The organism is Pseudomonas sp. GM_Psu_1 (genome assembly GCF_026544185.1).
In the GTDB taxonomy this organism is placed as follows: Bacteria; Pseudomonadota; Gammaproteobacteria; order Pseudomonadales; family Pseudomonadaceae; genus Chryseomonas; species Chryseomonas oryzihabitans.
In genome coordinates, this window is sequence record NZ_JALNUX010000002.1 from 201349 (window position 1) to 212823 (window position 11475).

Consider the following 11475-nt stretch of genomic DNA (forward strand, 5'->3'; position numbering starts at 1 on the left):
GGCTTCGACAACAAGTTTTCGTGAAGTTCAAAAACTTACGGCTGACACATCCGGTCAGCCCTCAACTTCAGCTGCGAACTTGTCACGCAGTTTGTCGAGTGCCCGCTTGTACCGCATCTTGGTGGCGCTGAGGCCCATGTGCATGATGTCGGCGATCTCCTGGAACTCCAGCTCTGCGACGAAGCGCAGCACCAGGATCTCCCGATCGACCTGACCCACATGGACCAGCCAGCGATCCATCCCTCCCTTTTCTTCCAGCTTCGGCGCCCTTTCCTCGGAGGCTTCCTCCATCGGATCCAGACTTAATGCCTCCACTAGCCGCCGCTTGCGGCGTTCCTTGCGGTACTGAGTGATGCACTCGTTGTAGGTGATGCTGTACAGCCAGGTCTTGAATTTCGATTTCCCCTCGAAATTCTTCAAACCGTAAAGCACCTTCAGCATGATCTCCTGGCAGACATCGTCTGCGTCCCGGTCGTTCCCCAGGTAGCGGGCACAGACGTTGAACAGGGTGCGCTGGTAACGGCGCATCAGTTCTTCGTAGGCTCGCGTCACGTGGAAGAGTTCACCATGCGCGCGCTGGACCAGCTCTTCGTCACTGAGCGTGGTCGGGTCGTAGGCATGAGGGGCGGGCTTGTTCAAGACGGAGTTGGCTACCAAAAAGTGGCGGGCATGATAGCCATCTCCGCGTCGCCTGTCAGCGGCTGCGCACCTGGGCCTCCAGCAATAGACGGTTCGGAACCGAAACGATATCGCCCTCTTCGGTCATGATGAGAGTCTTGGCGGTGCCGATCTCCTCGATCTCGCCTTCGACGTCCGCCAGGGTCACCCACTGGCCGACTTCATAGAGTTCGCGCACATAGATGCCGGCCAGGATCTGCGACACCAGCCCACGGCTGCCGAGCCCCAGGGCCAGGGCCGCCGCCAGGGCGAAGGCGGTGAGCACGATGGCGATGACCAGGTTCAGCAGTTCGGTCTTGATCTCCAGCTGACCGACCGCGACCGAGATCGAAATGATGATGACCAGTCCCTGGGCCAGGCGCCCCAGGCCGGCCGCGTAATCCAGGCCGACGCCTTCGGCGGCGCCATGCACCAGACCGCTGACCAGTTGCGCCAGCAGCACGCCAACGATGAGCACCAGGGCGGCGCCAAAGATCTTGGGCACATAGAGCGCCATGACGTCCAGGGTCGAGGACACGCGCTGCAGACCCAGGGACTCGGCGGCCGAGACCAGGAACACCAGCAGGACGAACCAATAGACGATCCGGCCGATCAGGGTGGTGACCGGCATGCGGATGCCGATCTTGGCCAGTTGCTTGGTCACCCCGGCTCCGGCGAGGACGCGATCCAGGCCGAGCTTGGCGAGTACCTTCGACAGCACGGTGTCGAGAATCTTGGCGACGGCGAAGCCGGCGAGGATCACCACCAGGGCGCCGAAGACGTTGGGAATGAAGCCGGCCACCTTGCTCCACAGGGTGGTCATGGCGGACAGCAGACTCTGGGTCCAGATATCGAATTCCATCTACTTCAGGATCTCCGGGAGAGATTCGCGACGCGCGGTACGGCGCGTGCGCGGCTTCAGGTGAGGGGCACCGTTGCCCAGTGCCAGCAGCAGCGCCGAGGCCCAGTGCCGCCCGATCAGATCGAACAGTGCACCTGCGCCAACCTGACGGTTGGCGGTCTTGAGCACGCGATGCAAGCGGGCCTGGTCGTCGCCCTCCTCGTCCTGAGCATTGGCCGGGGTATTGAGGAGCGCCTTGAGGGACGCTTCGAAGGGATCGTGCATAAGCACCTCGCTGGTCGTTTCCTCTTGACGCAGCGAGGTGGGGACGGGTCACAGCCAGCGCAGTCGACGGAACAGCCAGACCTGGAAGACCGCCACCGCGCCGATCACCAGGCAGGCGGCCACGAAGCCGAAGGCGGATGACGAACCCGGCATGCCGCCCATGTTCATCCCGAGCAGACCGGTGATGAAGCTGATGGGCAGGAAGAAGCCGGTGATGATGGCCAACAGATAGAGGGTGCGATTGGTCTTGTCGGTGGTCGCCCGCTGCTCGGCGTCCTGCAGCAGCGCGACCCGCTCGCGCATCACCTCGAGTTCTTCCAGGTTGCGCACCAGGCTGTTGTGCAATTCGCTCCAGTAGCCCTGGCTGGCCGCCTCGACGAACCAGGCGGGCTTGCCGCGGGCGAGATCGCCATAGATGTCGCGCTGCGGAGCCAGGTACCGGCGCAGCCCGGTCGCGCGGCGCCGGAGGGTCAGCACCTGGGCGTGATCGGGCAGGCTGCCCTCGTCCTGGTCGACCTGTTCCTCGAGGCCGTCGAGCTGATCGGAGAGACCACGTACCAGGTCGTCGACCCGACTGGTCATGTAGCTGGCGAGGTAGAGCACCAGGTCTTCGGCACTCTGGGCACCGATGCCCGCCTCCAGGTCTTCCTGGACCTCGGCAGCGGCCTTCATGGGTCTCATGCGCAGGGAGATCACCCGGCGTTTGTCGACGAAGACCCGCAGCGACACCATGTCCTCGGGCACGGCGCCGGGATTCAGATTCACCCCGCGCAGGAACAGCAGCAGGCTGTCGTCGGGCTGATTGACCAGGCGCGGGCGGGTCGCCTCTTCCAGCAGCAGGTCACAGGCGAATTCGCTCAGGCCGCTGGATTGGCGGAGCCAGGCCTGAGCTTCGGGGACGCTACGGTCCCAGTGCAGCCAGAGCACCTCGCTCGGGCTCGGCTCCACCTCCGCCAGCTCGCGACGACTCAGGCGTCGTCCGCCACCGCGACCATCGAGGAGATAGCCATAGATGAGGCCTTGTTCCACATCGCTGTCGTACTGCTGCATCTGGGGTCTCTTGCAGGGATCGCGACCACGGTGGCCAGGCGATCCGGCGAAGGTGGCCCGAGACAGGGCGCAGGCGCTACCTTCGTGGGGAATGAGAGGGATTAATCCTGGAAAGGATCACCCCGCCGCTGGCCGGCGGGGCGATCCCTGGCCTCAGGCGTTGCCTTCGGCCAGGAAGAACCAGGTGTCGAGCACGGAGTCGGGGTTGAGCGAGACGCTCTCGATGCCCTGTTCCATCAGCCACTTGGCCAGATCCGGATGATCCGAAGGACCCTGGCCGCAGATGCCGATGTACTTGCCGGCCCGGTTGCAGGCGGCGATGGCATTGGCCAGCAGCTTCTTGACCGCCGGATTACGCTCGTCGAACAGGTGGGCGATGATGCCGGAGTCGCGATCCAGGCCCAGGGTGAGCTGGGTCAGGTCGTTGGAGCCGATGGAGAAGCCGTCGAAGTGCTCGAGGAATTCGTCCGCCAGCAGGGCGTTGGAGGGCAGTTCGCACATCATGATCACGCGCAGGTCGTTCTCGCCGCGCTTGAGACCGTTCTCGCCAAGCAGCTCGACCACCCGCGCCGCCTCGTCCAGGGTGCGCACGAAGGGCACCATGAGCTCGACGTTGGTCAGGCCCATCTCCTCGCGCACCTTTTTCATGGCGCGGCATTCCAGCTCGAAGCAGTCGCGGAAGTTCTCGCTGATGTAGCGGGAAGCGCCGCGGAAGCCCAGCATGGGGTTCTCTTCCTCGGGTTCGTAAAGCTTGCCGCCGATGAGGTTGGCGTATTCGTTGGACTTGAAGTCCGACAGGCGCACGATGACCTTTTTCGGCCAGAAGGCGGCGGCCAGGGTGGAGACCCCCTCCACCAGCTTCTCGACATAGAAGCCGACCGGATCCGAGTAGCCGGCGATGCGCTTGTCGACGCTCTCCTTAACCTCGAAGGGCAGGCTGTCGTAGTTGAGCAGCGCCTTGGGGTGCACGCCGATCATGCGGTTGATGATGAATTCCAGGCGCGCCAGACCCACGCCGGCGTTGGGCAGCTGGGCGAAGTCGAAGGCACGGTCGGGGTTGCCGACGTTCATCATGATCTTGAACGGCAGCTCGGGCATGGCATCCACCGAGCTCTGGCGGATGTCGAAGTCCAGCTCGCCTTCGTAGATCAGGCCGGTGTCGCCCTCGGCGCAGGAGACGGTGACGGTCTGGCCATCCTTGAGCAGGCTGGTGGCGTTGCCGCAGCCGACCACCGCCGGAATGCCCAGCTCGCGGGCGATGATGGCGGCGTGGCAGGTACGACCGCCGCGGTTGGTGACGATGGCGCTGGCGCGCTTCATCACCGGCTCCCAGTCGGGATCGGTCATGTCGGAGACCAGGACGTCACCGGGCTGGACGCGATCCATCTCGCTGACGTCGCGGATGATCTTGACCTTGCCGGCGCCGATGCGCTGGCCGATGGCGCGGCCTTCCACCAGCACCTGGCCCTTGTCCTTGAGCAGGTAGCGCTCCATGACGGTGGCGCTGGCGCGGCTCTTCACGGTCTCGGGACGGGCCTGGACGATGTAGAGCTTGCCGTCGTCACCGTCCTTGGCCCACTCGATGTCCATCGGGCGACCATAGTGGCGCTCGATGATCAGCGCCTGCTTGGCCAGTTCGGTGACCTCGGCGTCGGTGATGGAGAAACGCGCGCGATCCGCCGGCTCGACATCGACGGTGCGCACGGAGCGACCGGCCTTGGCTTCTTCGCCATAGACCATCTTGATGGCCTTGCTGCCCAGATTGCGCCTGAGGATGGCCGGGCGACCGGCTTCCAGGGTGGGCTTGTGAACATAGAATTCGTCCGGGTTGACCGCGCCCTGCACCACGGTCTCGCCGAGACCGTAGGCGGCGGTGACGAAGACCGCGTCGCGGAAGCCGGATTCGGTGTCCAGGGTAAAGAGCACGCCGGCGGCGCCGGTTTCGGAACGCACCATGCGCTGCACGCCGGCGGACAGGGCGACCAGCTTGTGATCGAAGCCCTGGTGGACGCGGTAGGCGATGGCGCGGTCATTGAAGAGGGAGGCGAAGACTTCCTTGGCCGCGCGAATGACGTTGTCGACGCCGCGGATGTTGAGGAAGGTTTCCTGCTGGCCGGCAAAGGAGGCATCCGGCAGGTCTTCGGCGGTCGCCGAGGAGCGCACGGCCACGGCGAGATTGGGGTTGCCCGCCGAGATCTCGGCGAAGGCCCGGCGGATCTCGGCGTCCAGGCGCTCGGGGAAAGGCGCGTCCATGACCCACTGGCGGATCTGGGCGCCGGTCTTGGCCAGGGCGACGACGTCGTCGACATCCAGCGCGTCGAGGGCCGCGTGAATGCGATCGTTCAGGCCGCTCTGCTCGAGGAAGTCGCGATAGGCCTGGGCCGTGGTGGCGAACCCGCCGGGTACGGAGACGCCCGCGCCGGCCAGGTTGGCGATCATCTCGCCGAGGGATGCGTTCTTGCCGCCCACGCGCTCGACGTCGTGCACGCCAAGCTGTTCCAGTGAAATTACATACTCGTCCAAGGTCTTCTCTCCATATTGTGTCTTTGTGGGAAAGCAGTACGCCTCGGCGCTCGCCCCATGGACAGTGGACGGCGGTAGGTTACAGTGCAGCGATCCCTGCCCCGTACGCCACCAGGACGTCCCTCCATGCAACGAACCGCCTTTTTCATTTCCGACGGTACCGGCATCACGGCCGAAACCCTCGGTCAGAGCCTCCTGGCCCAGTTCGGGGACATCACCTTCAGAAAGGTCACGCGCCCCTACGTGGATACGCTGGACAAGGCCAGGGCGATGGTACAGCAGATCAATGCCGCCGCCGTCCAGGACGGTGCGCGACCCATCATCTTCGATACCATCGTCAACCGTGACATCCGGGCCATTCTGGACCAGTCGAACGGGTTCATGATCGACATCTTCTCCACGTTTTTATCCCCGCTCGAAAGGGAACTTTCCGCCGAATCTTCGTATTCGGTAGGGAAGTCACATTCGATCATGCACAATAGTCACTACATGGAGCGGATCGAAGCCGTCAATTTCGCACTCGAAAACGACGACGGCGCCCGCACGACCCACTATGCGCAGGCCGATCTAATCCTGGTCGGGGTCTCGCGCTGCGGCAAGACGCCCACCTGCCTCTATATGGCGCTGCAATACGGCATCCGCGCGGCGAACTATCCGCTGACCGAAGAGGACATGGAGCGCCTGCAGCTGCCCGCCTCGCTGAAGACCTACAAGGACAAGCTGTTCGGCCTGACCATCGATGCCGAGCGCCTGGCGGCGATCCGTCACGAGCGTCGGCCCAACAGTCGCTATGCGAGCTTTGCCCAGTGCGAATTCGAACTGCGCGAGGTGGAGAGTCTGTTCCGTCGCGAGAACATCTCCTTCATCAACACCACGCATTTTTCCGTGGAGGAAATCTCGGCGAAGATTCTGGTGGAGAAAGGCGTGGAAAGACGGTTTAAATAGTCGGCCTCCCCTCCTCTTCGGCGCCCGTGCGGCGCACCAGGCGACCGCCATGAACCTCGTCGATGCCCTGCTGTTCTTTCCGGTCGCCCTGCTCATCGCCCTGACCCCCGGCCCCAACAACTTCTGCTCGCTCGGCAACGGCATCCGCCATGGCGCGGTGACGGCGGGACTGGCAGCCCTGGGGCGCGACGTGGCCTTCGTGATCTTCCTGGTGATTTCGGCGGTGGGCCTGGGCGCCATGCTGCTGGCTTCGGAGACGGCCTTTACCGTCATCAAGTGGGTCGGCGCGCTCTACCTGCTCTACCTGGGCGTGAAGAGCTGGCGCAGCCGGGCCTTCGACGGCCTGGACCTGGCCGAGACCGGCGCGGCGCAACCGCGGGCGCTGCACCGGCTGATGCTGCAGGAATTCCTCATCGGCATCAGCAATCCCAAGGCGATCCTGCTGTTCGCCGCGGTCTTTCCGCAGTTCATCGATCCCACTCAGCCGACGACCCAGCAGTTCGTCTACCTGGGTGGCACCCATCTGTTCGCGGAGCTGGTCGCGGCCGTGATCTATGGCCTGTTCGGCCGCCAGATCCGCCGCTTCATCCGCGGACCCCGTGGGGTGCGCCGGCTCAATCAGGCCACCGGGGCCTTCTTTGCCGGCGCAGGCGGTCTGTTGCTGACCGCCCACCGCTGATTCAGGACGACACCAGACCGGACTGGGCGGCGCCCAGCTTGGCCAGGGCCGCTTCGATCGCCGACCAGGGCTGTTCCCTGGGCGCTAGCGACGTGTCCACCCCGGCCTGGCGTGCGGTTCGCACCAGGGTGTTGAATTCGGCCGTCAGTGCCGCGGCCTGGGCCGTGTCGACAGCTCCGGAAAAGGCCGCGGGCGACAGCCAGAGGCGTTCCTGCAAGCGCTCGCCGACCTGACGGGCGAATTGCAGCCGCCGCTGCTGGCCGATCTGCCCGGCTTCGGTGTCTTCCACCAGACCCAGCGACAGCGTCTTGTAGGCCGGCAGCCGATCGAGCAGCCCCTGCTGGGCCTGGACCGACCGCGGCCAGTCGACATGCAGCCCCTCCACCGGCAGACCGGCAGCCAGCCCCAGGTTGTCGAGCAACTCGCCCTGACGCACACCCAGCAGCTTCTTCAGCGGTTCGCGTTGCAGCAGGTTGTAGGCCCTCTCGAAGGCGGTGCGCCAGGCCAGCGGCAGTTCCAGCGTCAGCAGAGGCTCATCGAGCTGGACCCATTCCACGCCCTGGGCGGCCAACCGCGCGAATATCTCGCCATAGACCGGTAGCAGCGCTTCCAGCAATTCGAGGCGGTCGAAGGCCGGATCGAGCGAGCGACCGAGCCATAGATAGCTCAGGGGTCCGAGGATCACCGGCTTGGCCACCAGACCGAGCGCCTGGGCCTCGGCGACCTCGTCGAACAGCTGCTCCCAGCCGATGGCAAAGGACTGGTCCGAGGTGAATACCGGGACCTGACAGGGACCGGCGAATAGATGATCGTCTTCCGCCTCGGTGCGAGCGGCGGCGCCGACTAGATACGAATGCGCCAGAACCCGATCGCCCCAGCCGAAGTCGCCTACCGCGAGCCACTCACAACCCGCGGCCTGCTGGGCGCGCCAAGCCTGCTGACGCTGCTGGCGCCCCTGGGCGATCAGGGCGGTCCGGTCGCAATCGTCGAGAGACGCCAGCGTCGCCAGGGACGCGTCACCCTGTTGCGCGCGCCGCGCGGAACCCTGGGAATGAATCTTGACCATTGCACACCTCCACCTGACAGGGTGGAGATTGTCGTCGCGCATGAACCATGAAACAAACTCAGGTTTCTTGTAATGAACTCAAGTTTCTCTCATACACCTCGATCAGAGTTTGAAGCGCGCCATGCTGTAGGCGTCGACGAACACCCCATCGCGCAGGGCATAGCGACGCAGCAGCCCTTCCTCTTCGAACCCCAGCTTGCGATAGAGCGCCAGGGCTGGCTCGTTGTCGCTGAAGACGGTCAACTCGACCCGCTGCAGATTCATCCAGTTGTCGGCGAGGTCAAGCAGGGCCGTCAGCAGCCGGGTGCCTATGCCCTGCCCCTGGCAATCCCGGGCCACGCCCATGCCGAGGGCGCCACAGTGCTGGCGGCGAATGCGCTGCTGCTGTTCGAGACTGGCGCTGCCCACCACCCGCCCCTGCTGCAGGGCGACCAGTCCTATCCGCCCTTCGCGTTCGCCGCTCAGGCGCTGCCGCCATTGTTCGGCGCTCTGATAGGGTAGCTGCAGCACCTGCCGCGCCACGGCCGGATCGCCATAGAGGGCAGCGAGGCCCTCGGCATGGCGGTCGGCATAGCGTTCCAGGTGGACGGTGGAACTGGACATGGGCGGCACTCCTTGGCGGAAGTCCGCAGCTTCGCCCAGGTCCGGGGGCCCGGACAAGGGCGAAGCGCAGGCGTCACGCGCCGGTCACAGCGTCCACTTCAGGCTGAGCATGACATTGCGGGGATCGCCGTAGGTGCCACTCCCGGTACCTGTCGGGATGCCCTGCCAGTATTTCTCATCGAAGATGTTGTTGAAGTTGACCCGGCCATCCCAATGCTCGTTGAAGCGGTAGCCGGCCATCAGCCCCACCAGGGCATAGCTATCCTGCTTGGCTTCGCCGGTACCGACGCGCTGGAAGGTCTCGCTTTGGGCCTGCAGATCGCCACCGATACGCCAGTTGCTCAGGCTACCCGTGAGTTGATAACTGGTGGCGGCCTTGAACAGGTGCTTGGGCTGCTCGGGCGCGAAGCGGCGATCCTCGTAGGTGACATCCTTGGTGTATTGGCTAAGCACCAGGGTATAGGCCGCAGACGCCTGCCAGTTTGGCGTCAGTTGGCCGGAGATTTCCGCGTCGATACCGCGACTGCGGACCTCGCCCGCCGCGCTGTAGCAGCTCTGCGCGGGATAGCCAGGGCAGAAGGTGGCCTGGTTGGCTGGCAGGTAGGCACGATTCTCCTGAATGGTGTCGAACAGCGCCACGGACGCGTTAAGCGCGCCATCGAAATAGGCGCCCTTGAGACCGATCTCGTAGCTTTTGCCAGTCATGGGCTCCAGGACCGAACCTCCGGAGTTCTGCTCGCTTTGCGGCTTGAAGATCTCGGTATAGCTGGCATAGACCGAATAGGTGTCGTTCAGGTCGTAGATGATGCCGGCATAGGGCGTGACTTCGCGGGTGGCCTTGTAGTCGTTGTCGCTGTAAAGGTTGTCGAAGTCATACCAGCTGACTCGTCCCCCGACGATGACGTGCAGCGGATCTATGGGGTTGAAGCGCGCCGCCGCGTAGATCGCCTCTTCGGTCGTGGTGTTCTTGCTGGCATAGGGCGTCAGCGTGTCCTTGGCCGGTTTGGGGATGCTGCTGGGACGGAAGTTGTAGATGTCCACAGGAGTGGCACCGGAATAGCCGCCACGCTGATAGAACTTATCCTGCCGCCGACTGATCCCGGCCATCAGTTCGTGCTCGCGACCCATCAACTGGAAGGGACCACTGACCGAGGCATCGATGTTGAGCTGATCGGAATCGGTGCGATAGGCGCCGGAAGCGGTACCAAAGTCACTGACCGAACTGTAGCTGAAGTCCGCGGCCGTCGACGTCAGGTAGTTGGAGTAGGTATCGGAATTGGCCCAGACCTGCTGCGCCGCCAGCTTGGCCTTCCAGCCGTTGTCGAAGGTGTGGGTGATGTCGGAGAACAGGGTGTAGTTGTCCTGATCCCAGTAGGCCCAGTCGCCGCTCAGGAAGGTGGAACGCGACAGGTGCAGGTTTTCGCCGTTGGGACCGCTGGGCAGGCTGCCCCAATCGGAGGTCTTGTCTTCACGCTGCTTGGACGCGCCGATGGTCCAGGTGGTGGCGTCGCTGAGATCCGCTTCGAGGACGCCATAGAAGGTCTGGCGCTTGCGCTCGCGCACGTCCTGGAAGCTGTTGCCGTCTTCGTAGGCGGCCACGGCGCGACCGCGCAGGGTGCCGGCTTCGTTGAGCTTGTTGGAGGCGTCGACCTCGGTACGGTAGCGGTCCCAGCTGCCGGCGCTGGTGGTGACGCTGACCTGGGGGAAGGCGGTCGGGCGCTTGCGAACCAGATTGAGGGTGGCCGAAGGATCGCCGGCGCCGGTCATCAGGCCGGTGGCGCCACGCACCACTTCCACCCGGTCGTAGATGGACAGGTCGGCCGAGGACAGACTGTCGAGGGTGAAGGTCCCGGCCGTGGTGGGTAGGCCGTCGTACATGACGTTGTCGATGCGGAAGCCGCGGGAGAGGAATTCCTGACGATCACCCCCGAATTTGCGTAGCGTCACGCCCGGGGCGTAGCGGACCACATCGTTGAGATCTGTCATGCCCTGGTCTTCCATGCGCTGCCGGGTGATGACGCTCACCGACTGGGGCGTTTCGCGGATGGACAGCGGCAAGCCGGTGGAGGTGCTCATGGCGCCGGTGGTGTAGGAGCGGGTCCCTTCGGTGGTCGTCCGGCCCGTCAGGGAGCCATCGTCCGCGCTGATGGTGGTGGCATCCAGGGCCACGCTGCCGGCCGCCGCCTGGGTGGCCACCGGGGCAACGGTCGCGACCGAGCCGCTGACCGAGGCCGCCAGGCCGCTGCCCGCCAGCAGACGTTGCAGGGCGACATCCGGCTCCATCCGCCCCGCCAGTGCCGGCGCCCGCTTGCCCACCAGGGCGGCGGGATCGTAGTTCACCTGCAGGCCGCTGGCGCGCGCGAAGCTCTGCAAGGCATCGGCCAGCGGCTGCGCCGGTTGCGACAGCGCCACGGGAGCGGCCTGGGCGAGGGTCGCCACGCCCAGGGAAACGGAAAGCGCGATGAGGCGAAGGGAGAAGAGCTGCATGTCGTTGGTCGTCCTCTAGGGAAACACCGACCCGTCCGTACCCCACGTAAGGACTCGCTGGAGATTTTCCAGGGACCGGTATCCGATGCCGTCTTGCGCGGCGGAACGCAGGCTATGCAACCTGGATGCATCTGTAAATGCAAATTAATATCATAAGCGACCGCAAGTCGATGACTGTACTGCCCGAAGCGGTCAAGGACGGGGATTTCCAGACATCAGCCTTCCATCGCTCTGATTCGGCAATTTTCGAGGGAATGTTTCAAGAAATGAGCGGCTGCCCTCCCCGCCTTGTGCAGCAGTAGGCAAACCAGCCGGATGACGAGCTGGATGCCGGCGAGA

General features: G+C 64.4%; 11 protein-coding genes. 3 read left to right on the forward strand and 8 right to left on the reverse strand.

Going from position 1 to position 11475, the window contains the following annotated elements; translation table 11 throughout:
- Positions 1-54 precede the first annotated feature (54 nt).
- The 5 genes from sigX to ppsA all read right to left on the reverse strand — a co-directional run bounded on the left by sigX (position 55) and on the right by ppsA (position 5356).
- On the reverse strand, positions 55-639 hold the full coding sequence (gene sigX / locus OXS31_RS03655; protein WP_007159259.1) for an RNA polymerase sigma factor SigX: 585 nt from the start codon (positions 637-639) through the stop codon (positions 55-57).
- A 55-nt stretch (positions 640-694) separates the two neighbouring features.
- Complete coding sequence (locus OXS31_RS03660) at positions 695-1519, reverse strand: mechanosensitive ion channel domain-containing protein (protein WP_027596957.1); 825 nt, start codon at positions 1517-1519, stop codon at positions 695-697.
- Positions 1520-1783, reverse strand: coding sequence for a hypothetical protein (locus OXS31_RS03665; protein WP_007159261.1), 264 nt, complete (start codon positions 1781-1783; stop codon positions 1520-1522). It abuts the gene before it with no gap.
- Positions 1784-1831: 48 nt separating this feature from the next.
- Complete coding sequence (locus OXS31_RS03670; RefSeq protein WP_027602678.1) at positions 1832-2833, reverse strand: zinc transporter ZntB; 1002 nt, start codon at positions 2831-2833, stop codon at positions 1832-1834.
- A 153-nt stretch (positions 2834-2986) separates the two neighbouring features.
- On the reverse strand, positions 2987-5356 hold the full coding sequence (ppsA, locus tag OXS31_RS03675) for a phosphoenolpyruvate synthase (RefSeq protein ID WP_007159263.1): 2370 nt from the start codon (positions 5354-5356) through the stop codon (positions 2987-2989).
- 126 nt (positions 5357-5482) lie between these two features.
- Here ppsA and OXS31_RS03680 point away from each other — a divergent pair, with 126 nt between their 5' ends.
- The gene (locus OXS31_RS03680) at positions 5483-6301 is read left to right on the forward strand and encodes a pyruvate, water dikinase regulatory protein (RefSeq protein ID WP_007159264.1); all 819 of its coding nucleotides are present in this window, start codon (positions 5483-5485) and stop codon (positions 6299-6301) included.
- 49 nt (positions 6302-6350) lie between these two features.
- Positions 6351-6980, forward strand: coding sequence for a LysE family transporter (locus tag OXS31_RS03685; protein ID WP_027596959.1), 630 nt, complete (start codon positions 6351-6353; stop codon positions 6978-6980).
- A 1-nt stretch (position 6981) separates the two neighbouring features.
- Here the strand turns inward: OXS31_RS03685 and OXS31_RS03690 are convergent, their stop codons facing one another.
- The 3 genes from OXS31_RS03690 to OXS31_RS03700 all read right to left on the reverse strand — a co-directional run bounded on the left by OXS31_RS03690 (position 6982) and on the right by OXS31_RS03700 (position 11136).
- Positions 6982-8046 carry a 5-methyltetrahydropteroyltriglutamate--homocysteine methyltransferase gene (locus OXS31_RS03690; RefSeq protein WP_027596960.1) on the reverse strand — a complete coding sequence of 355 codons (1065 nt, stop codon included), beginning with the start codon at positions 8044-8046 and terminating at the stop codon, positions 6982-6984.
- Between the two features lie 102 nt (positions 8047-8148).
- Positions 8149-8649, reverse strand: coding sequence for a GNAT family N-acetyltransferase (locus OXS31_RS03695; RefSeq protein WP_077172161.1), 501 nt, complete (start codon positions 8647-8649; stop codon positions 8149-8151).
- An 84-nt stretch (positions 8650-8733) separates the two neighbouring features.
- Positions 8734-11136 carry a TonB-dependent siderophore receptor gene (locus tag OXS31_RS03700; RefSeq protein ID WP_042135887.1) on the reverse strand — a complete coding sequence of 801 codons (2403 nt, stop codon included), beginning with the start codon at positions 11134-11136 and terminating at the stop codon, positions 8734-8736.
- A gap of 137 nt (positions 11137-11273) precedes the next feature.
- On the opposite strand from OXS31_RS03700, the gene OXS31_RS03705 reads away from it, so the two are divergent.
- Positions 11274-11438, forward strand: coding sequence for a hypothetical protein (locus OXS31_RS03705; protein WP_267397983.1), 165 nt, complete (start codon positions 11274-11276; stop codon positions 11436-11438).
- Positions 11439-11475: the final 37 nt, after the last annotated feature.